Annotated in this window: 16 protein-coding genes; 10 read left to right on the top strand and 6 right to left on the bottom strand. The window is 65.1% G+C overall.

Annotated elements, in window-relative coordinates; genetic code table 11:
- The first annotated feature begins 130 nt into the window (after positions 1-130).
- Positions 131-970, top strand: a complete 840-nt coding sequence (locus BRAD3257_RS38865; RefSeq protein WP_122406242.1) for a M48 family metallopeptidase — start codon at positions 131-133, stop codon at positions 968-970.
- 368 nt (positions 971-1,338) lie between these two features.
- Here BRAD3257_RS38865 and BRAD3257_RS38860 read toward each other — a convergent pair whose 3' ends face one another.
- On the bottom strand, positions 1,339-3,549 hold the full coding sequence (locus BRAD3257_RS38860; RefSeq protein WP_122406241.1) for a transglycosylase domain-containing protein: 2,211 nt from the start codon (positions 3,547-3,549) through the stop codon (positions 1,339-1,341).
- 170 nt (positions 3,550-3,719) lie between these two features.
- Between BRAD3257_RS38860 and BRAD3257_RS38855 the strand changes: the two genes are divergently transcribed.
- Positions 3,720-4,145 (top strand): DUF1330 domain-containing protein, encoded by a 426-nt coding sequence (locus BRAD3257_RS38855; RefSeq protein WP_122406240.1) that lies wholly within the window; start codon positions 3,720-3,722, stop codon positions 4,143-4,145.
- 118 nt (positions 4,146-4,263) lie between these two features.
- On the opposite strand, the gene BRAD3257_RS38850 is transcribed toward BRAD3257_RS38855, so the two are convergent.
- The 3 genes from BRAD3257_RS38850 to BRAD3257_RS38840 all read right to left on the bottom strand — a co-directional run bounded on the left by BRAD3257_RS38850 (position 4,264) and on the right by BRAD3257_RS38840 (position 7,408).
- Positions 4,264-5,490: an ABC transporter substrate-binding protein gene (locus BRAD3257_RS38850; protein WP_162500525.1), complete on the bottom strand. Its 1,227-nt coding sequence runs from the start codon at positions 5,488-5,490 to the stop codon at positions 4,264-4,266.
- Between the two features lie 200 nt (positions 5,491-5,690).
- On the bottom strand, positions 5,691-6,917 hold the full coding sequence (locus BRAD3257_RS38845; RefSeq protein WP_122406238.1) for an ABC transporter substrate-binding protein: 1,227 nt from the start codon (positions 6,915-6,917) through the stop codon (positions 5,691-5,693).
- 134 nt (positions 6,918-7,051) lie between these two features.
- Positions 7,052-7,408 carry a DUF1304 domain-containing protein gene (locus BRAD3257_RS38840; protein WP_244608060.1) on the bottom strand — a complete coding sequence of 119 codons (357 nt, stop codon included), beginning with the start codon at positions 7,406-7,408 and terminating at the stop codon, positions 7,052-7,054.
- 99 nt (positions 7,409-7,507) lie between these two features.
- Here BRAD3257_RS38840 and BRAD3257_RS38835 point away from each other — a divergent pair, with 99 nt between their 5' ends.
- Positions 7,508-8,038 carry a methylated-DNA--[protein]-cysteine S-methyltransferase gene (locus BRAD3257_RS38835; RefSeq protein ID WP_122406997.1) on the top strand — a complete coding sequence of 177 codons (531 nt, stop codon included), beginning with the start codon at positions 7,508-7,510 and terminating at the stop codon, positions 8,036-8,038.
- Between the two features lie 113 nt (positions 8,039-8,151).
- Here BRAD3257_RS38835 and BRAD3257_RS38830 read toward each other — a convergent pair whose 3' ends face one another.
- Complete coding sequence (locus BRAD3257_RS38830) at positions 8,152-10,941, bottom strand: [protein-PII] uridylyltransferase (RefSeq protein ID WP_122406237.1); 2,790 nt, start codon at positions 10,939-10,941, stop codon at positions 8,152-8,154.
- A gap of 186 nt (positions 10,942-11,127) precedes the next feature.
- Here BRAD3257_RS38830 and BRAD3257_RS38825 point away from each other — a divergent pair, with 186 nt between their 5' ends.
- The 5 genes from BRAD3257_RS38825 (at position 11,128) to BRAD3257_RS38805 (ending at position 15,535) form a co-directional block, all read left to right on the top strand.
- Positions 11,128-12,099 (top strand): aliphatic sulfonate ABC transporter substrate-binding protein, encoded by a 972-nt coding sequence (locus BRAD3257_RS38825; protein WP_162500524.1) that lies wholly within the window; start codon positions 11,128-11,130, stop codon positions 12,097-12,099.
- Positions 12,100-12,324: 225 nt separating this feature from the next.
- The gene (locus tag BRAD3257_RS38820; protein ID WP_122406235.1) at positions 12,325-13,170 is read left to right on the top strand and encodes an ABC transporter permease; all 846 of its coding nucleotides are present in this window, start codon (positions 12,325-12,327) and stop codon (positions 13,168-13,170) included.
- 4 nt (positions 13,171-13,174) lie between these two features.
- Entirely contained in the window at positions 13,175-13,960 is a 786-nt protein-coding gene (locus BRAD3257_RS38815) for an ABC transporter ATP-binding protein (protein ID WP_122406234.1), read from the top strand.
- 54 nt (positions 13,961-14,014) lie between these two features.
- Entirely contained in the window at positions 14,015-14,524 is a 510-nt protein-coding gene (locus BRAD3257_RS38810) for an OsmC family protein (RefSeq protein WP_122406233.1), read from the top strand.
- Positions 14,525-14,728: 204 nt separating this feature from the next.
- Positions 14,729-15,535: a hypothetical protein gene (locus BRAD3257_RS38805; protein ID WP_122406232.1), complete on the top strand. Its 807-nt coding sequence runs from the start codon at positions 14,729-14,731 to the stop codon at positions 15,533-15,535.
- An 84-nt stretch (positions 15,536-15,619) separates the two neighbouring features.
- Here BRAD3257_RS38805 and mutS read toward each other — a convergent pair whose 3' ends face one another.
- Positions 15,620-18,358, bottom strand: coding sequence for a DNA mismatch repair protein MutS (mutS, locus tag BRAD3257_RS38800; RefSeq protein ID WP_122406231.1), 2,739 nt, complete (start codon positions 18,356-18,358; stop codon positions 15,620-15,622).
- A 215-nt stretch (positions 18,359-18,573) separates the two neighbouring features.
- Between mutS and pcaF the strand changes: the two genes are divergently transcribed.
- A complete protein-coding gene (gene pcaF / locus BRAD3257_RS38795; protein WP_122406230.1) occupies positions 18,574-19,782 on the top strand; it encodes a 3-oxoadipyl-CoA thiolase in 1,209 nt (402 codons plus the stop codon).
- Positions 19,783-19,911: 129 nt separating this feature from the next.
- Positions 19,912-20,805: a dioxygenase family protein gene (locus BRAD3257_RS38790; RefSeq protein ID WP_122406229.1), complete on the top strand. Its 894-nt coding sequence runs from the start codon at positions 19,912-19,914 to the stop codon at positions 20,803-20,805.
- Positions 20,806-20,821: the final 16 nt, after the last annotated feature.

The raw sequence follows: 20,821 nt of genomic DNA, 5'->3' as shown, positions 1-20,821 counted from the left end.
GTAGCCTCGTAGGAGTGAGTCTCTACTCACCCCTTGGGGGTGTCGCATGCATCCAGCGGGGGCGAAAATTGATGGTTCCAACCCCAGTCTGTAGGGCCTCCCGGACGCCTGACCGCTGTATATTGGGCAAATGATTTGTTTTTGCGCCGAGCGCTTTCCCTGGCGGCGGTTATGGCAGAATCCGGGCGCTCTCCTGCCCCCCGGACTGTCAGACATGGCCACTCGCGCACTCCTCTATCGTCGGCCCCACGAACCGAAGACCCTCGTCATCACCCACGGATCGCAATTTTTTGCCATCCGATTGCGCCGGCACCGCCGCGCGCGCCGCTACACGCTCAGAATTCATCCGAGCGATCGCGAAGCCATCCTCACCATGCCGCCGCGCGGCACGCTCGCCGAAGCCAAGGATTTCGCGCAGCGTCACGGCGCGTGGATCGCCGCGCGCCTTGGCCGCTTGCCGAAGGCCGCACCCTTCCAGCCAGGCACGGTGATACCGCTGCGCGGCACGCCCCATCGCATCGTTCATCGCGCCGGCCAGCGCGGCACGGTGTGGACCGAGATGCGCGACAGCGGTGAGCGCATTCTCTGCGTCGCCGGCGGCCTTGAACACGTCGACCGCCGCGTCAGCGACTTCCTCAAGCGCGAGGCGCGCCGCGACTTGCAGCGCTCGGCGGAAGCCTACGCCGCCGAGCTCGGTGTCAGGGTCAAGCGGCTCTCGATCCGCGACCAGTCCAGCCGCTGGGGTTCCTGCACCTCTGCCGGCTCGCTGTCGTTCTCCTGGCGCCTGATCCTCGCGCCACCCTTCGTGCTCGACTATCTCGCCGCCCATGAGGTCGCTCATCTCGTCGAGATGAACCACTCGGCGCGGTTCTGGCGCGTATGCGGCAAGGTCTGCCCCTCGATGGAGCGCGCCAAGAAGTGGCTCGACACCTACGGCAACGATCTGCACCGGTATGGGGTCGAGGACTAAAGCATGATCCGGAAAAGTGCGAAGCGGTTTTCCGGAAAGATCATGCTGTTGGCATCTTGGGAGGTGTCATCGCCCGCGCAGGCGGGCGATCCAGTATCCCAGAGGCCGCAGTGATTCAAATCGAGAGGCCGCGGCGTACTGCATTCCCCGCCTTCGCGGGGAATGACAGCGGAGGGTGAGGCAACATCCAGGTCGTCTTGCTCGATTCTCGCCACACTTTGCGGCGATTGCGCCGCGGTCCAATTAACCCCGTCGCGTCAAACCGCTTCGCACGATCCACCCGGCGTCACGCCTGATGACGCGTTCTACTGTGCATGGGGTTGTTTTCGCGGTTTTTGTTCTGAGCTCGCCGGGACCTCAGGCAAAACCTATCGATTGCCGCCGAACAGCCGGTCCATCAGCCAGCCGTCGAGCCCGGCCGCAGCTTCCGGCCGCACATTGGCGCGCGTGGGAGGCGGCGGGCGATAGCCGCCAGCGTTCGCGAGTGGCGGTCCCGCCGGCGTGGGCGGCGACACCTGCGAGGCCGCCTGCGCGAGATTCGACAGGCCCCAGCCGCCGGGTGAGCTCGGCAAGCTCGCGACCGGCACGCCTTCGTGCGCCGCCTTCATGAAACGCGTCCAGACTTCGACCGGCAGGCCGCCGCCCGTCGCCTTCTTGGTCGGCGAGTTGTCGTCATTGCCGAGCCAGACGCCGGTGACGAGGCTCGCGGTGTAGCCGATGAACCAGGCGTCGCGGTAATCCTGGCTGGTGCCGGTCTTGCCGGCCGCCGGCCAACCCGGGATCTCCGCCTTCTTGGCGGTGCCCGATATCAGCGTCTCCCGCATCATCGTGTTCATCATGCCGACATAGCGGGGGTCGATAACCTGGTTGCGCTCGTCCGCCTGGCGCATGTAGAGCAGCCTGCCGCTGAGCGTCCTGATCCTCGTGACGACGTGCGGCGTCACCGCGAGGCCGCCATTGGCGAACGGCGCGTAGGCGCCGACCAGCTCGACCACCGAGACCTCGGAGGTGCCGAGCGCGATCGACGCATTGGGCTCGAGCTTGGAGGAGATGCCGAGCCGGTGCGCGGTGCGCACCACGTTCTTTGGCCCGACCTCGAGGCCGAGACGGATGGCGACCGTGTTGAGCGACATCGCCAGCGCCTGCGTCAGCGTCACCGCGCCGAAATATTCGTGAGTGTAGTTCTCGGGTTTCCAGCCCTTGACCTCGATCGGAGCGTCCTGGCGCACGGTATCAGGCGTCAGCCCCTGTTCGAGTGCGGTGAGATACACGAACGGCTTGAACGAGGAGCCCGGCTGGCGTTTGGCGGTCACCGCGCGGTTGTACTGGCTCTCGGAATAGTTCCGCCCGCCGACCATGGCGCGGACGGCGCCGTCGGGCGTCATCGCCACCAGCGCGCCCTGGCTGACATTGAACTTCACGCTCTTGGCGGCGAGCTCGTCGATGATGGCGGCTTCCGCCACGCTCTGCAGCTTCGGATCGATCGTGGTCTCGACCTTGATGCTCTCGTCGATCTGGCCGACCAGATCGTCCAGCACTTCGCCGATCCAGTCGGCGACGTAGTTGATCGTGCCGGCGCCGACCGGCTTCACATTGTAGGAGGGATGGCCGATCGAGGCCTGCGCCTGCGCCTCGGTGATGAACTTCGCATCCGCCATCGCCGCGAGCACGACTTGCGCGCGCGCTTCGGCGCCTTCGGGGTTGCGGTTCGGCGCAAGGCGCGAGGGCGATTTGACGAGGCCGGCGAGCATCGCGGCCTCGGCGATGGTGACGCCCCTCGCCGACTTGCCGAAATATTTCTGCGCGGCAGCTTCGACGCCGTAGGCGCCGGAGCCGAAATAGACGCGGTTGAGATAGAGCTCCAGGATCTCGTCCTTGGAGTGCTTGCGCTCCAGCCAGATCGCGAGCTCGGCCTCCTGCAGCTTGCGCTGCATGGTGCGCTCCTGGGTCAAAAACAGGTTTTTGGCGAGCTGCTGCGTCAGCGTCGAACCACCCTGCGAGACGCCGCGATGGAGCACGTTGGTCACGAGGGCACGCATGATGCCGACGGGGTCGATGCCGAAATGCGAATAGAAGCGGCGGTCCTCGATGGCGATGAACGCCTTCGGCAAATACGGCGGCAAGTCCTTCAGTGCGACATTGGCGCCGGCCATCTCGCCACGCTGCGCCAGCATGCTGCCGTCGATCCCGACGATCTGGATCGTCGGCGGGCGCTTGGGAATTTCCAGCGACTGGATCGGCGGCAGATGAGCGCCGACATAGATCACGACGCCGATTATGGCGATGACGGCCCATAGGCTCAGCACTGCGCCCCAATAGACCAGGCGGCCGAGGCTGAAGCCGCCGCGTGACCTTGGGCGCCGCTTGGCGCCGCTGCGGCTGGCTGGCGGCTTGCGCTCGCGCGGCGGCTCGTCGCCGGAATCCTCGCTCTTGCGGTTGGCGGATGATTTTGCGGATTTCTTCGGCTTGTCGTCCCCGCCGGGAATGCGGTCCGCCGGGGTGAGGCGCAGATCGGCGAGCGCCGCGGGCAAGCCGAACAGCGGCTCCTTCCGCGCACCCTTCTTCTTTCCCCACGCCATACGCAATACGCCCGGTCAGCCCGCCCCGCCGAGACGCTAGCGGCCGCTGTTTAAGGCCGGGTTACCCCGGCGTTAACGCGCAATTAGGAGATGCGGCATTCGCCCGCCGCGGTTCCGGTTCCGGGGCCGCAGGGCTAGGATCGCACGCGTCAACAAAGAGGGAAACTCGCATGGGCCACATCGATCCGACCAAGGAGATCTTCGCGCAATTCCGGGAGAACGACCGCCCCGGCCCGATCCACATGCTCAATTTGGTGCGCTTGCGGAAGGAGGCGGCCCATACTGACGGCCGCAAGGCCAGCGGCGCGGAAGCCTACGCGGCCTATGGCCGCGAGAGCGGCCCGGTGTTCGAACGTCTCGGCGGCCGCATCGTCTGGCAGGGCAAGTTCGAGCTGATGCTCATCGGCCCGCAGGAGGAACGCTGGGACCATTGCTTCATCGCCGAATATCCCAGCGTCGCCGCCTTTGTCGAGATGATCCGCGATCCCGTCTATCGCGAGGCGGTCAAGCACCGCCAGGCCGCGGTGGAGGATTCACGGCTGATCCGGCACGCGGTGCTGCCCGTGGGGAAGAATTTTGGGGAGATACCGACGTAGACGTCAGCAAGCCGCATCTCACCCCGTCATCCCGAGGCGCGAGCGGTTGGGCGAAGCCCTTCAAAAAAAATCGGCGGCCAGAAGGTCGCCGATTGCCGTTCAGAGTTTTGAACACCTACTAACCCGCCGGGCCCGCATCCTCCAGAATCGGGCCGAACAGCTCCCAGCGCTCGCCGTTGAACCTCATCATCTGAAGCTGCTTGTTGACGCGGTAGTCAGTCGGTGAAGTGTTGGCCTTGATGCCGGGCAGGGCGGTGTCGCCGGCCACGTCCTTCAGCGAGGCGGCCTGCTTCATGACGTTCTCGCGCGTCAGGTTGTCGCCGCACTGCTGCAGCACATGGGCGAGCAGCTGGGCGGTGCCGTAGCCATAGACGTTGAAGTTCGAATCCTTGTCGCCGTCCGGATAGTACTTCGCCATGAAGTCGAAATATTTCTTCATGCCGGGATCGTCCTTCCAGGTCGGGTCGAGCGGATCCTTGCCGTAGTTGACGCTGATCACGCCCTTGGCAGCGTCGAGCCCCGCCGGCTTCATCACCGCACCAACCGAGGTGGCGTTGATGTCGACGATCTGCACCGGGTGCCAGCCGAGCTCGGCGATCTTCTTGATCGCCTGCGCCGCTTGCTTCGGCGTGGTCGCGCTGAAGAACAGGTCGGCGCCGGCATCCTTGATCTTGAGGATCTGCGAATCGACGGTCGGGTCGGAGACTTCGTAGGAGGCTTCGGTCACGATCATCTTGGCGGCCTTGTCGCCGAGGCCGGCCTTGAGGCCGTTCAGATAGTCCTTGCCGAGGTCGTCATTCTGATAGAGCACGCCGATCTTGGCGTTCGGATGCTCCTTCAGAATGTACTGGCCGTAGATGCGCCCCTCGACGAAGTAGTTCGGATTGTAGCCCATGGTCCACGGGAAGTTCTTGGGATCGGTGAACTTCGAGGCACCGGTGGCCGCGAACAGCTGCGGGACCTTCTTAGCGTTGAGATATTTCTGCACGGCGGCGTTCGAGGGCGTGCCGATGATCTGGAAGGTCAAGAGAACCTCGTCGCTCTCGACGAGCTTGCGCACCTGCTCGACCGCTTTCGGCGGCGAATAGGCATCGTCATACTGGATCAGGTTGATCTTGCGGCCGTTGATGCCGCCCTGATCGTTGATCATCTTGAAATACGCGGCCTGGGCTTTGCCGATCGTCGCATAGGCCGATGCCGGTCCCGAGAACGGCACGGTCTGGCCGACCTTGATCTCGGTGTCGCTGGCACCTGGATCATATTTTTTCTGGGCATTGGCCGCAGAGATCGACAGCGCCAGGGTCAGCGCCGTTGCCGTGGCCAAATGCAGCATTCTATTCCTCATTCGCAATTTCCTCCGTTTGTTATTGCAGATGGTCTGGCGGGCGCACTGCGCCTTCGATGCCATCGCTGAGCGCGAGTGTGGCGGAGGAGCTGTTGCGACGCAAGGCGGGGTGCGCTCGTCCTTTGTAGGGTGAGTCGGACGGGCGGATGCGCGGAGCGCATCTGCTCGGGCTAACTCACCCTACGAGATCGGTTCTCGGCCTAACCCGACGGGCCCGTGTCCTCGATGATCGGCCCGAACAGCTCCCAGCGTTCGCCGTTGAACTTCATCATCTGCATCTGCTTGTTGACGCGATAGTCGTTCGCCCCGGTTGTGATCTTGATGCCCGGCAGCGCCAGGCTCGGTACGAAGCCCTTGATGTTGGCGGCCTGCTTCATGACGTTCTCGCGCGTCAAATCGTCGCCGCATTGCTTCAAGACCTGCACCAATAGCTCCGCGACCGAATAGGCGTAGGTGTTGACGGTGTTGAGCTTGTCACCCTCCGGGAAATACTTGTCCATGAAGGCGAAGAAAGCCCTGACGCCCGGATCGTCCTTCCACTGGGGATCGCCGGGATCCTTGCCGTAGTTCGTCGAGATGATGCCCTTGGAAATGTCGAGGCCGGCCGGCTTCAGCGTCGCCGACACCGGGCTCGCGTTGATGTCGAGGATGTGCACGGGTGTCCAGCCGAGATCGGCGAGTTTCTTGATCGCCTGCGCCGCGAATTTCGGCGTCGAGGCATCATAGAACAGGTCGACGCCCATCGACCTCAGCTTGACCACCTGCGAGTCGACGGTCGGGTCGGTGACCTCGTAGGAGACCTCGCCGACGATCATGCTGGCGGCCTTGTCGCCGAGGCCGCTCTTGAGACCGGCCAGATAGTCGCGGCCCATGTCGTCGTTCTGGTAGAGCACGCCGATCTTGGCGTTGGGATGATTGGCGAGAATGTATTTTGCGTAGATGCGTCCCTCGGACACGTAGTTCGGATTGTAAGCGATGGTCCATGGATAATTCTGCGGATCGTTGAAGCGCGCCGCGCCGGTCGAGGCCAGGAGCTGCGGCACCTTCTTGCCGTTGAGATATTTCTGCACGGCCGCGTTCGCGGCAGTGCCGATCAGCTGGAACGTGAACAGCACCTCGTCGCCTTCGACCAGCTTGCGCACCTGCTCCACCGTCTTCGGCGGCGAATAGGCGTCGTCATACTGGATCAAATTGATCTTGCGGCCGTTGATGCCGCCCTGATCATTGATCATCTTGAAGTAAGCGGCCTGGGTCTTGCCGATATTGGCATAGACGGAATAGGGGCCGGAGAACGGCACGGTCTGGCCGATCCTGATCTCGGTGTCGCTTGCGCCGGTGTCGTATTTCTTCTGGGCGAGGGCGTGGCTGGTCGAGACCGCGAAGGCGAGCGCCGCTGTGGCAGCTATGAAGGCTCTGCGATTGTTCATGTTGGGTTGTTCCTCCTGACGGAATTTTCGGCCGACGGTCTTTCTCCGTTGATCGCAACGGTCGCCATCGCTGCCGAAGATTGTGGAGGAAGGTTCGCCGCCGCGCAAGGATCGCGCCGCTGCGCCGTAGCGTCTCAGGCGAGAAACAGTGCAATCAGCGCGATCGCCGCCGGCAGCGCCTGAACGATCAGTATCCGCGTGCTGACGGTCGCCGCGCCATAGGCGCCGGCCACGATCACGCAGAGCAGGAAGAATACCTTGATCTGGAACGCGAAGACCGGGTTGCCATGGAGCAGACCCCAGACCAGGCCGGCAGTGAGGAAGCCGTTATAGAGACCCTGATTGGCGGCCAGCACCTTCGTGATCGCGGCCTTGTCAGGCGTATTGCGAAACACTTTCAGGCCCAGCGGCTTGTCCCAGAGAAACATCTCCAGGACCAGGAAGAAGACGTGCAGCGCCGCGACCAGCGCCACCAGGACATTGGCGATCAGGATCAAGGTGAGCTTCCCCAAAGCATCAGCTTTCGGGTGGACGTCAGCACGGCCGGCATGGCAAGTGCGATGGAAGTGTTTCGACGCAATGGTGTGGCAATGGCCGCTCGACCAACCAAGACATCTGCAAGCTTCGGTCTCGACCGCTTGACGACGCCGATCGGGATCGCGCTGCTCGTCACCGATGCTGCTGGTGTCTTGCGCGCGCTCGACTGGGAGGATTACGAGCACCGCATGCGCGGGCTGTTGCGCCTGCATTACGGCGCGGTGGATCTGAGTGATCACGCTGCGCCTGCGGGTATGCGGACGGCGTTGTCTGGATATTTCGAAGGCGAACTCGGTCAGCTCTCGAAGATCGCGTGGCGCACCGCCGGCACGCCATTCCAGCAAAAGGTCTGGACCGCGCTCGCGCAAATCCCCGCTGGCACAACGCTGAGCTACGGTGCACTCGCCGCAAAGATCGGCACGCCCAAAGCGATTCGTGCCGTCGGCCATGCCAACGGCTCCAATCCGATCAGCGTGGTGCTGCCCTGCCATCGCCTGATCGGTGCAGATGGCTCGCTGGTGAAGTATGGCGGCGGGCTGGCGCGCAAGCGCTGGCTGCTGCGGCATGAGGGGGTGGAGGCTTAGGACCCTGTCGTTCCGGGGGGCCCAGCGGGGCGAATCCGGAACCTCGAGATTCTCAGGTGCGCAATTGCGCACCATAGTTCGATGCTCGGCATCGCCCCGGAATGACGAGCGCTTCACGCCGCCGGCTGCACCGCCTTGTCGCCGGCCATCACATGGGTCAGCGCGCTCTTGATCGCAGCCTGCCGCGTCGGCGCGTTGATCTGCGCGCCCAGGAGGTCCGTGACGTAGAACACGTCGCGGGCGCGCTCGCCGAAGGTCGCGACATGCGCCGAGGCGATGTTGAGATTGAGCTTGGAGATCGCGGTGGTCAGCTCGTAGAGCAGGCCGGGCCGGTCGAGGCCGGAGACCTCGATCACGGTGTAGCGATCGGACCATTGGTTGTTGATCGTCACTTCCGGCTCGATCACGAAGGGCCTTGCCTTGCTGCGCACGGTGCGCCGCGCCACGGCTTCGGGCAGGCGCAGCTTGCCTTCCAGCACGTCCTCGATCATCTCGCCGATGCGCGTGGCGCGCCGTCCCTCGTCCTCGTCGCGGTCGTATTCCCTGGAGATCGAGATCGTGTCGAGCGCGCGGCCGTCGGTCGTGGTGTAGATCTGGGCGTCCACGATGTTGGCGCCGGCCGAGGCACAGGCGCCCGCGATGATCGACAGCAGCCAGGGATGGTCGGCTGCGAAGATCGTCAGTTCGGTGACGCCGCGCACCTCGTCGAAGCCGACGTTGATCGCGAGCTTGTGGCCGGCCTGCTCGCTGGAGCGGACGAACCGGGCATGGCGTATCTTGCGCGGCAGTTCGACCTTGAGCCAGTAGGCCGGATAGTGCCGGCTGATATAGGCATCGAGCTCGTCGGCGGGCCATTCGGCGAAGGCCATGCGGAACTCGGCGTAGGCGGCAGCGAGACGCTTTCCGCGATCGACCTCCGAGAAGCCGCCGGTGAGCACCGGCTCGGTTTCATAATAGAGCGAGCGCAGCAGCTGCGCCTTCCAGCCGTTCCAGACGCCGGGACCGACGCCGCGGATGTCGGCCGTGGTCAGGATGGTCAGCAGCTTCATCTGTTCGACCGACTGCACCACGGCGGCGAAATTCTCGATCGTCTTGCGGTCGGAGAGGTCGCGCGACTGCGCGACCGTGGACATCGTCAAATGCTCTTCGATCAGCCATGCCACGAGCTCGGTATCGGCTTGGCTGAAGCCGAGCCGCGGGCAGAGCCGCCGCGCCACCTTGGCGCCGGCGATGGAGTGATCCTCCGGCCGGCCCTTGGCGACGTCGTGCAGCAGCGTTGCGATGTAGATCACGGGCCGGTGCTCGGGCCGGGTCTTGCGCATGAGGTCGCTGGCGAGCGCGAACTCCTCGATGCCGCCGCGCTCGATGTCCTGCAGGAAGCCGATGCAGCGGATCAGGTGCTCGTCGACGGTGTAGTGATGATACATGTTGAACTGCATCATCGAGACGATCTTGCCGAAGGCGCGGATGAAATGCCCGAGCACGCCGGTCTCGTTCATCCGCCGCAGCACGATCTCCGCATTCTCGGAGGTCAGGATCTCCATGAACAGCCGGTTGGCCTCGGGATTTTCGCGCAAGCCCGCGTTGATCAGGCCGAGCGAGCGCGTCACGTCGCGCATCGCATCCGGGTGGAAGGCGAGGTTGTTCTTCTGCGCGAGGCGGAAGATGCGGATCAGATTGACCGGATCGTGCTTGAAGACGTCGGGTGCGGCGACGTTGATGCGGTTGTTGTCGACGATGAAGTCGTCGCTGTCAGGGACACGCCGCTTCACCGCGGTCGGTCGCAACCGCGCCATCATCCGGCTCAGCACGGGGGCGGGCTTGGCCTGCTGGTCCTCGAGCTTGGCGCAAAGGATGGCGGTGAGATTGCCGACTTCCTTGGCGACCAGGAAGTAGTGCTTCATGAATCGCTCGACGTCCTGCATGCCGGGATGCGAGGTGTAGCCGAGCCGCACCGCGATCTCTCGCTGGAGGTCGAAGGAGAGGCGCTCTTCGGCGCGGTTGCAGTAGAAATGCAGATTGCAGCGGACCGACCAGAGGAAATCGGCGCAGCGGCGGAAGCTGCGATATTCCTGCGCGTCGAACACGCCGCGCCCGACCAGCTCGTGGGTATCGCGCACGCGATAGACGTATTTGGCGATCCAGAACAGCGTGTGCAGGTCGCGCAAGGCCCCCTTGCCGTCCTTGACGTTGGGCTCGACCAGGTAGCGCGACTGGCCGCCGCGGCGGTGCCGCTCCTCGCGCTCGGCAAGCTTTGCGGTGACGAATTCCGACGCGGTGCCCTGCACCACTTCCTTGTCGAAGCGCTCGACCAGCTCGTCATAGAGCGGCTTGTCGCCGGTGAGGAAGCGCGTCTCCAGGATCGCAGTGCGGATCGTCATGTCGCCGCGCGCCTGCCGGATCGATTCGTCGACCGAACGGGTGGCGTGACCGACCTTCAAACCCATGTCCCAGAGGCAATAGAGAATGGCTTCGGCGACCTGCTCGCCCCAGGCGGTCTGCTTGTAGGGCAGGATGAAGAGCAGATCGATGTCCGATTCCGGCGCCATCAGGCCGCGGCCATAGCCGCCGGTCGCCACCACCGCCATGCGCTCGGCGCCGCTCGGGATCGGCGAGCGGTAGAGATGACGGGTCGCAGCCGAATACAGGATGCGGATGATCTCGTCCTGCACGTGGCACAGCCGTTCGGCGCAGCGGCGACCGTGACGGTCCTTCAAGAGGATCGCCTGGGCTGCGGCGCGCGCCGCAATCAGCTCGGCCTTGAGCAATTGCGCCATCGCCGTGCGGAACGCGTCCTCGCGGCCCTCATGTTTTTCGGCGAGCGCATCGACCGCGGCGGTGATCCGCGCGGTGTCGAAGCGGTCATCCGTCTCTGGCTTCTTTTCAATCGCGACGCTGTCCATGTCTCACCCGATATAAGAGGCGAGAGGCGCTGTCACCCGCCATTCTCTGGCATAGGCGTTCCATGCTGGAAAGCCGCGGGTTTGCGCAAACCTGTTCTCGGGCCGCGCGCTTGCAGGGGCGGATTTTCTCGTTGACCTCTAGCTATAACTCATTGAAAAACAATGAAGTTTCTCAGGAGGCCGAGCATGGCTGGGATTGCACGACGTATTCTTCTGGCGGGAGCTGTGGCGCTCGCATTGACTCCCGCGGCCAAGGCGGCGGACCCGACCAAGGAGATCCGCATCGACTGGGCGACCTACAATCCGGTGTCGCTGGTCCTGAAGCAGAAGGGGCTCCTGGAGAAAGAGTTCGCCAAGGACGGTATCACGGTCACCTGGGTGCAGTCGGCCGGCTCCAACAAGGCGCTTGAGTTCCTCAACGCCGGCTCGATCGACTTCGGCTCGACCGCCGGCTCGGCGGCGCTGGTCGCCCGCATCAACGGCAACCCGATCAAGTCGATCTATGTCTACTCGCGCCCTGAGTGGACCGCGTTGGTGACCGGCAAGGACTCCAAGATCGCCGGCGTCGCCGACCTCAAGGGCAAGCGCGTCGCCGTGACCCGCGGCACCGATCCGCACATCTTCCTGGTGCGCGCGCTGTTAGGAGCGGGCCTCACTGAGAAGGAGATTACCCCGGTGCTGCTCCAGCATGCCGACGGCAAGACCGCGCTGATCCGTGGCGACGTCGATGCCTGGGCCGGGCTCGATCCCATGATGGCGCAGGCGGAGGTCGAGGAAGGCGCAAAACTGTTCTATCGCAAGGCCGACGCCAACACCTGGGGCATCCTCAATGTGCGCGAGCAGTTCTTGAAGGACTATCCCGACATTGCGCGCCGCGTCCTCGCGGTCTACGAGGAGGCGCGCAAATATTCGCTGGCGAATTACGACGAGCTGAAGAAGATCTTCATCGCGGTCACGAAACTGCCCGAGGCTGTCGTCGACAAGCAGCTCAAGGAGCGCACCGAGCTGACCCACAGCCGCATCGGTGCGCCGCAACGCGAATCGATTCTCGCCGCCGGCCTCGCTCTCCAGCAAGCCGGTGTCGTCGATGCCAAGCTCGACGTGAAGGCGACGCTGGACGCCCTGATCGACGACCAGGTCCCGCTGCCGACGAATTGATGTCGTAACCCTCCCCCTTGTGGGCCCCTTGGGGGGAGGGTGGCTTCGCAAAGCGAAGCCGGGTGAGGGGTATCTATCCTCACGATCAGTGTTGCGAGTGGAGAGAACCCCTCATCCGGCGCGTCGCGCCACCTTCCCCACAAGGGGCCACAGAAGGAAGAGAGCAGCAGTAGCCGCGGCAATAGTAGTGTTGCATTCCCCGACCAGACGCGGTTCCTACCGGCCATGATCTCCGACGCGCCAGTTCTGCAACAAACTTCTGATAGAGCCGCGAGTGCTGCCGCGCCGTCGCTTCTGTCGCGTTGTGCGCGGCCGATGCTGGGCGTGCTGCTGCCGCTGACGCTCGCGCTCGGCTGGGAGCTCGTGGTCTGGTCCGGCTGGTCGAACGGGCGCCTGGTGCCGCCGCCCTCTCGCATCTTCACCACCATCACCGAGCTTGCCCGCTCCGGCGAGCTGGTTCACCACATCGCCGCGACGCTGTGGCGCGTCTCGCGCGGCTTCGCCTTCGGCGTGGTCGCGGGCACGCTGCTGGGCGCCATCTCCGGCTATTGGTCGCTGGCGCGGCGGCTGCTCGATCCGACCGTGCAGGCGCTGCGCGCGATCCCGTCGCTGGCCTGGGTGCCGCTGTTCATCCTCTGGCTCGGTATCTTCGAGACCTCGAAGGTCGCGCTGATCGCGATCGGCGTGTTCTTCCCGGTCTATCTCGGCGTGATGGGCGCCATCCTCTCGGTCGATCGCAAGATCGTCGAGGTCGGACGCGTCTTTCGCCTCTCCGGGTTCGCCATGATCCGCCGCATCCTGTTGCCCGCGGTGCTGCCAGCCTATGTCGTCTCGCTGCGCATCGGTCTTGGCCTCGGCTGGATGTTCGTGGTCGCGGCCGAATTGATCGGCGCCTCCGAAGGCCTCGGCTATCTCCTGCTCGACGGCCAGCAGCTCGGCAAGCCCGCGCAGATCCTGGCCGCGATCGTGATCTTCGCCATCCTCGGCAAGCTCACCGACTGGCTGATCGAGCTTGCCGCCGCGCCGTTCCTGCGCTGGCAGGACGCCTTCGGGCGGGCAAAGGGAGCTTGAGACGATGCTCGTGCTCGACCGGGTCAGCAAGACCTATCCCAACGGTGTTGAGGCGCTGGCGCGCTTCTCGGCCGAGATCAGGCTAGGCGAGATCATCGCCATCATCGGCGGCTCCGGCTGCGGCAAGTCGACATTGCTGCGCGCCATCGCCGGTCTCGATCGTGCCAGCTCGGGCGGGGTGACGCTCGATGACGAAGCGATCAGTTCGCCCCATGCCAAGATCGGCATCATCTTCCAGGAGCCGCGTCTGCTGCCTTGGCTCAGCGTCGGCGACAATATCGGCTTCGGCCTTGCCGATCTGCCTGCGATCGAGCGGCGCGAGAAGGTGGCGCGCGCCCTCGAGCGCGTCGGGCTCACCGAGAAGGCGCAGGCCTGGCCGCGCGAGCTCTCCGGCGGTCAGGCGCAGCGGGTTGCGATCGCGCGGGCGCTCGTGCCGCAGCCGGAGGTGCTGCTGCTCGACGAGCCGTTCTCCGCACTCGATGCCTTCACCCGCAGGGATCTCCAGGATCATTTGCTCGACCTCTGGGCGGATACGCGGCCGACGCTCATCCTCGTCACCCATGACGTAGACGAGGCCGTGGTGCTGGCCGATCGCGTGCTGGTGATGCGGCCGCGGCCGGGCCGGCTGTTCGATCAGATCGAGATCAGTCTCGGCCGGCCACGCGATCGCAATTCTCCGCTATTCGAGAATTTCAAGCGCAGCGTCCTGACATCACTCGACCGTTCGCTGGACCGCAACGTGCCCGACCGGGACGCAACCCAGGGTCCCGGTCAGGCCATGTGGTGGTGACAATCTCGCCCCGAGCCGGTACATCGAAAGGCGATTTTCCGGGAGAGAACAACAATGGACGCCGCCGAACTGCGCCAGATGCAGGCTCCGCTCAAGGAGCGCTACAAGGCCGATCCGAAGGCCGCGCTGATCACGTTGAAGGCCAAGGGTTCCACCGATGGCGAAGGCATCGCCTGCAAGGTCGAGACCGGCCGCGCCATCGCGATGGCTGGCCTGCACCCCGCCACCGGCGGCTCCGGCCTCGAGCTCTGCTCCGGCGACATGCTGCTGGAGGCGCTGGTTGCCTGCGCCGGCGTCACGCTGAAGTCGGTCGCGACGGCTGTCGAGGTGCCGCTCAAAACAGGTAACGTCTATGCCGAGGGCGATCTCGATTTCCGCGGCACGCTCGGCGTCGACAAGGAGACCCCGGTCGGCTTCGCCGAGATCCGCCTCCGCTTCGAGGTCGACACATCAGCGCCGCAGGACAAGCTCGATCTCCTGCTCAAGCTCACCGAGCGCTATTGCGTGGTCTACCAGACCATCAAGAACGGCCCGAAGGTCTCGGTCTCGATGCAGCGGATGTGACTGCCCACCTCTCCCATAGGGAGAGGTCGCGCCCACCGGGTCGCGCCGAAGGCGCCCGATGGCAGGCTCCGGCGCGGGTGAGGGGCTGCGCTCCCTCGTGGGACCAGAGGCCCTCACCCGATTTGCTGCGCAAATCGACCTCTCCCTCCGGGAGAGGTGAACCGAGCCCGCGGAAAATTCCTCAACAATAATATCCCGCGCTAAATGTCCTTCGACCTCCATTTCATCCTCTTCCTGCTCCTGCGCATGGCGATTGCGGCGGCGTTCGTCGTGACGGCGTCGATTATCACGGAGCGCTCGGGACCGGTGATCGGTGCGCTGATCGCGACCCTGCCGGTTTCGGCGGGTCCCTCCTACGTATTTCTTGCGATCGACCATGACGCCGCCTTCATCGCGCAGGGTGCACTGGCGAGCCTGCCGGTCAACGCGGCGACGATCTTCATGTGCCTCACCTATGTCGTGTTGTCACAGCGGCACAATCTCGTGGTGAGTTGTGGAAGCGCCATCGCAGTGTGGATCGTGCTTGCCTCGATCATTCGCCAGTTCGACTGGTCGCTCACTGCGGGCCTCGCCGCCAATCTGATCGCATTCGGCCTCTGCATTCCGCTGCTCGCAGGCTATCGCCATGCGAAGATGCCGCTGGTGACGCGCCGCTGGTACGATATCCCGATGCGGGCTGCGCTGGTCGCGATCCTGGTCGCGATCGTGGTCTCGACCTCCGGCTGGGTCGGTCCACGCATCAGCGGCATCATCGCGCTGTATCCGGTAGTGTTCTCCAGCATCATGCTGATCCTGCATCCGCGCATCGGCGGTCCGCCGACCGCCGCAGTGCTTGCCAACTCCGCCTGGGGTCTGCTCGGCTTCGGCATGGCGGTTGCGGTGCTGCATCTCGGCGCGGCCAATTTCGGCTCCGCGATCGGCCTCAGCCTGGGGCTTGCCACCTGCATCGTTTGGAATTTGACGCTGTGGTGGAATGGGCGAAGGAAGCGGATGGCGGCGACGACTTCGTAGGTTGGGCAAAGGCGCGCTCTTGGCGCGTCGTGCCCACCATCTCTTGCGTGGGCACGCTTCGCTTTTGCCCACCCTATGGCACCGTCACTGCTTCGGCAGTTTCGCCTTCAGCGCATAAAGCGCGTCGAGCGCCTCGCGCGGGGACATCTCGTCGGGGTGCAGCGCCTTCACGGCTTCCATCAGCAGCTCGGTTTCGCTCGGCGGCGCGGCCTCGGTGGCGGCGCGCGAGGGCACCGCGAACAGCGGCAGGTCGTCCACGAGGGCTCGCGCGGTCTGGCCGCGGTCCTGCGCCTCCAACTTGGACAGAACGGATTTGGCGCGCGTGATCACCGCGGGTGGCAGGCCGGCGAGTTTCGCCACCTGGATGCCGTAGGAGCGATCGGCCGAGCCCGGCAGCACCTCGTGCAGAAACACCACATTGCCCTGCCACTCCTTCACGCGCACCGTCGCATTGAACATGCGCGGCAGCTTGGCCGAGAGCGCGGTGAGCTCGTGATAGTGCGTTGCGAACAACGTGCGGCAGCGGTTGCTTTCATGCAGATGCTCGATCGCGGCCCAGGCGATCGAAAGGCCGTCGAAGGTCGCGGTGCCGCGGCCGATCTCGTCCAGGATGACGAGTGAGCGCTCGCCGGCCTGATTGAGGATCGCCGCGGTCTCGACCATCTCCACCATGAAGGTGGAGCGGCCACGGGCAAGATCGTCGGCGGCGCCGACGCGCGAGAACAGGCGGTCGACGATGCCGATCCGCGCACGCGTGGCCGGCACGAAGCTGCCGATCTGAGCCATCAAGGCGATCAGCGCGTTCTGGCGCAGGAAAGTCGATTTACCCGCCATGTTGGGACCGGTGAGCAGCCAGAGCTGGCCGGATTGTTGTGCGGGCGCCGGCGACAGGTCGCAGGCATTGGCGATGAACGGCTCGCCGTTGCGCTTCAGGGCCTGCTCGACCACGGGATGGCGGCCGGCCTCGATCGCGAAGGCGAGGGAGCCGTCGACTTCGGGCCGGACGTAGTTCTCGTCGACCGCCAGCTTGGCCAGCGACGTCGCGACGTCGAGCAGCGCAAAACCTTGCGCCGCCGCGCGCAGATCGTCGCTGATCGCGAGGGCCTTCGCGCAGAGCCTTTCGAAGATCTCGAGCTCGAGGTTGAGCGCGCGATCGCCGGCATTGGCGATCTTGGCTTCGATCTCGCCGAGCTCGGAGGTGGTGAAGCGCACCTGTCCTGCCAGCGTCTGGCGGTGGATGAAGGTCGCATTCAGCGGCGCTGACATCAGCTTGTCGCCGTGCTGTGCGGTGACCTCGACGAAATAGCCGAGCACGTTGTTGTGACGGATCTTGAGACCCTTCACGCCGGTATCGTCGGCGTAGCGGGCCTGCATCGAGGCGACGACGAGGCGCGAGGCGTCGCGCAGATTTCGCGCCTCGTCGAGCGCGGGCTCATAGCCCTGGCGCACGAAGCCGCCGTCGCGCTTGATCAGCGGCAACTGCTCATCGAGCGCTGCCGCGAACTCGGCTGCCAGCGCGCGCGATGGTCGCTTCAGCGCCGCCATCACCGCTGCGACCTCCTGCGGTGGCTGATCCAGTTCGGCGAGCCGCGCCAGCGCCTGGTCGGCGGCCAAGATGCCGTCGCGGATGCCGGCGAGGTCGCGCGGTCCGCCGCGGCCGACCGAGAGTCGGGCAAGCGCGCGCGACATGTCGGGCGCGCCCCGCAAAATGCTGCGGATGTCCTCGCGCGCCGCAGAATCGGCAACGAAGACGCTGACCGCATCGAGCCGGCGAGCGATCGCCGGTGCATCCGTCAGCGGTGCCGCGAGCCGCTGCGCGAGCAGGCGCGAACCCGCAGAGGTGACAGTGCAGTCGATGGCGTCGAGCAGTGACCCGCGGCGTTCGCCGGCGAGCGTCCGCGTCAGCTCGAGATTGGCGCGGGTGGCCGGATCGATCGCCATGGTCGCGTCCGAGGCCTCGCGCGCGGGCGGCGACAGCGGCGGATGCTTGCCGACCTGGGTGCGGTCGACATAGGTGACGGCGGCGGCCGCGGCGGTGGCCTCCAAGCGGGTGAGCTGCGCCAGCCCATCCATGGTCGCGACCGCAAAGTAGTCGCAGAGCCGCTTTTCGGCGGTGGCGCCGTCGAAGACGTCGCGGGTCAGCGGCGTCACCGCCGGCAGCTCGCGCAAGGTCTGGCCGAGCTCGCTGTCATTATAGAGTGCGTCAGTGACGATCGCCTCGTTGGGGTTGATGCGCGCCAGCGTCGCCGCGAGCTCTCCGCCTGAAACCTCGGTCACCATGAATTCGGCGGTCGAGATGTCGATCCAGGCGAGGCCGAAGCGGTCGCCACCGGCGGACGAACGCGCGCGCGCGATCGCGAGCAGGTAATTGTTGGCGCGCGCATCCAGCAGCGTGTCCTCGGTCAGCGTGCCCGGCGTGACCAGCCGCACCACGCCGCGGCGCACCACGCTCTTGTTGCCGCGTGCTTTTGCTGCGGCGGGATCCTCGGTCTGCTCGCACACCGCGACGCGGTGGCCGGCGCTGATGAGACGATGCAGATAATCCTCGGAGCGCTCCACCGGGACGCCACACATCGGGATGTCAGCGCCCTGGTGCTTGCCGCGCTTGGTCAGCACGATGCCGAGCGTCCTGGAGGCGATCTCGGCGTCCTCGAAGAACAGCTCGTAAAAGTCGCCCATCCGGTAGAACAGCAGGAGGCCCTGATGCGCCGCCTTGATCTCGAGATACTGTTCCATCATCGGCGTCACGCGCGCGGCGGCTTCCGCCTGGGGCGCTGGCGTGGGTTCGGGTTCTGGGGCGGAGATGGGCTGTTGCAACGTCATGGGCGGCGCAACCTACAAAATTTCGCCTCCTGCTCCTATCGCTTTGGCCGGGCAGGGGAGGTTTTCCACGTTGTCCGCACCGCGGCATGCGTTGCGGACCGCAGCCCCCTGCAAATCGCACGCGAAACCGTCAATTGACCTGCCGCGGGCGCCCTCCTAAAACTCCGTCGACATTGAAGAATTTGGCCGGACCGCGGCAGCCAGGGAGAACAACGATGCGTGACGTCTTTATCTGCGATGCGGTGCGGACCCCGATCGGCCGCTTCGGCGGCTCGCTCGCCAAGGTGCGCGCCGATGATCTCGCCGCAGCCCCGATCAAGGCGCTGATGGCCAAGCATCCGAATCTCGATTGGGCGCAGGTGGATGAAGTCTTCTTCGGCTGCGCCAATCAGGCCGGCGAGGACAACCGCAACGTCGCGCGTATGGCGCTGCTGCTGGCAGGTCTTCCGGACTCGGTTCCCGGTCAGACCCTGAACCGGCTCTGCGCCTCCGGCCTCGATGCCGTCGGTGCCGCGGGCCGCGCCATTCGCGCCGGCGAGATCGAACTTGCGATTGCCGGCGGCGTCGAGTCGATGACCCGCGCGCCTTTCGTGATGGGCAAGGCGCAGGAGGCCTTCTCGCGCTCGGCCGAGATCTTCGATACCACGATCGGCTGGCGCTTCATCAATCCGCTGCTCAAGGCGCAGTACGGCGTCGACGCGATGCCGGAGACCGGCGAGAACGTCGCCGAGGAATTCCAGGTTTCGCGCGCCGACCAGGATGCCTTCGCCATCCGCTCGCAGCAGCGTGCCGGCGCCGCGATTGCGGCGGGTTATTTCGCGGAAGAGATCACGCCCATCACGATTCCTGGCGGCAAAGCCGGTCCGATCACGGTCGACAAGGACGAACATCCTCGCCCAGAGACCACGCTTGAAGGTCTCGCCAAGTTGAAGCCGATCGTTCGCAATCCCGGCACAGTCACCGCCGGCAACGCCTCCGGCGTCAATGACGGCGCCGCTGCGATGATCCTGGCTTCGGAAGCTGCGGTGAAGAAGCACGGCCTCACGCCGCGGGCGCGCATCCTCGGCCTGGCCTCTGCCGGCGTGCCGCCGCGCATCATGGGCATTGGTCCCGTGCCGGCGACCCGGAAGTTGATGGAGCGTCTCGGCAAGAAGATCGGCGATTTCGACCTGATCGAGCTAAACGAAGCTTTCGCCTCGCAGGGCATCGCGTGCCTGCGCCAGCTTGGCGTCAAGGAGGATGCCGATTTCGTCAATCCGCATGGCGGCGCCATCGCGCTCGGCCATCCGCTCGGCATGAGCGGCGCCCGGCTCGCGCTCACCGCCGTGCACGGCATGGAGAAGCGCGGCGGCAAGCTCGCGCTCGCAACCATGTGCGTCGGCGTCGGCCAGGGTGTGGCCGTTGCGATCGAAAAGCTGAATTGACGGTCCACGCAGTGGACCGTCATCCCGGGGCGGTGCACTTGCACCGAACCCGGGATCTCGAGATTCCGGGTTCGATGCTCCGCATCGCCCCGGAATGACGGCGTTTTTTGTCGCTTCAAGGACCGTCCCATGATCATCGAGCGCGAGCAGGACGTCACGGCCGCAGCCTTGGCGGTGATGGAGCGGACATCCGATCCGCGGCTGCGCCAGATCATGGTCTCTCTGGTCAAGCATTTGCACGCCTTCGTACGCGACGTGCGCCTGACCGAGAAGGAATTCCGCGATGCCACGGCGATCGTGGCCGAGCTCGGCAAGCTGACCACCGACACGCACAACGAAGTCGTGCTGATGGCGGGGTCGCTCGGCGTCTCCTCGCTGGTGTGCCTGCTCAACAATGGCGATCAGGGCAATACGGAGACCGATCAATCATTGCTCGGGCCGTTCTGGCGGTTGAATTCGCCCCGGGTCGAGAATGGCGGATCGATCGTGCGCTCGGAGACACCGGGGGCCACGCTGTTCGTCAGCGGGCGCGTCGTCGACAGGGACGGCGAGCCCGTCGCCGGGGCCGAGGTCGATGTCTGGCATGCTTCGCCGGTCGGCCTTTACGAGAACCAGGACCCCGAGCAGGCCGACATGAACCTGCGCGGCAAGTTCACGACTGATTCCGACGGGTGCTTCGCCTTCCGCTCGGTGATGATGGTCGGCTATCCCATCCCGACTGATGGCGTGGTCGGCCGTCTGCTCGAGGCGCAGGGCCGCCACCCCTATCGTCCCGCCCATCTGCACGCCCTGATCTTCAAGCCAGGATTCAAGGTGCTGGTCTCGCAGGTCTACGACCCTGCCGATCCCCATATCGACAGCGACGTGCAATTCGGCGTGACACAGGCGCTGATCGGCAAATTCGTGCGCCACGCGACGCCGCATCCGACTGCGAAGGACGTCTCCGTGCCCTGGTATTCGCTCGACCATACCTACCGGCTCGAGGCCGGGGAGGCCGTGCTTCCGCGCGCGCCGATCAGGTAAGAGCCGCCGGCTGCAG

This window comes from Bradyrhizobium vignae, from assembly GCF_900324035.1.
In the GTDB taxonomy this organism is placed as follows: Bacteria; Pseudomonadota; Alphaproteobacteria; order Rhizobiales; family Xanthobacteraceae; genus Bradyrhizobium; species Bradyrhizobium vignae.
This window is presented reverse-complemented; position numbering and strand designations above follow the sequence as displayed.

Coding starts and splice junctions, on each gene's coding strand:
- BRAD3257_RS38865 (WP_122406242.1), top strand. CDS start 131: ATGATTTGTTTTTGCGCCGAGCGCTTTCCCTGGCGGCGGTTATGGCAG.
- BRAD3257_RS38860 (WP_122406241.1), bottom strand. CDS start 3,549: ATGGCGTGGGGAAAGAAGAAGGGTGCGCGGAAGGAGCCGCTGTTCGGC.
- BRAD3257_RS38855 (WP_122406240.1), top strand. CDS start 3,720: ATGGGCCACATCGATCCGACCAAGGAGATCTTCGCGCAATTCCGGGAG.
- BRAD3257_RS38850 (WP_162500525.1), bottom strand. CDS start 5,490: ATGAGGAATAGAATGCTGCATTTGGCCACGGCAACGGCGCTGACCCTG.
- BRAD3257_RS38845 (WP_122406238.1), bottom strand. CDS start 6,917: ATGAACAATCGCAGAGCCTTCATAGCTGCCACAGCGGCGCTCGCCTTC.
- BRAD3257_RS38835 (WP_122406997.1), top strand. CDS start 7,508: ATGGCCGCTCGACCAACCAAGACATCTGCAAGCTTCGGTCTCGACCGC.
- BRAD3257_RS38830 (WP_122406237.1), bottom strand. CDS start 10,941: ATGGACAGCGTCGCGATTGAAAAGAAGCCAGAGACGGATGACCGCTTC.
- BRAD3257_RS38825 (WP_162500524.1), top strand. CDS start 11,128: ATGGCTGGGATTGCACGACGTATTCTTCTGGCGGGAGCTGTGGCGCTC.
- BRAD3257_RS38820 (WP_122406235.1), top strand. CDS start 12,325: ATGATCTCCGACGCGCCAGTTCTGCAACAAACTTCTGATAGAGCCGCG.
- BRAD3257_RS38815 (WP_122406234.1), top strand. CDS start 13,175: ATGCTCGTGCTCGACCGGGTCAGCAAGACCTATCCCAACGGTGTTGAG.
- BRAD3257_RS38810 (WP_122406233.1), top strand. CDS start 14,015: ATGGACGCCGCCGAACTGCGCCAGATGCAGGCTCCGCTCAAGGAGCGC.
- BRAD3257_RS38805 (WP_122406232.1), top strand. CDS start 14,729: ATGTCCTTCGACCTCCATTTCATCCTCTTCCTGCTCCTGCGCATGGCG.
- mutS (WP_122406231.1), bottom strand. CDS start 18,358: ATGACGTTGCAACAGCCCATCTCCGCCCCAGAACCCGAACCCACGCCA.
- pcaF (WP_122406230.1), top strand. CDS start 18,574: ATGCGTGACGTCTTTATCTGCGATGCGGTGCGGACCCCGATCGGCCGC.
- BRAD3257_RS38790 (WP_122406229.1), top strand. CDS start 19,912: ATGATCATCGAGCGCGAGCAGGACGTCACGGCCGCAGCCTTGGCGGTG.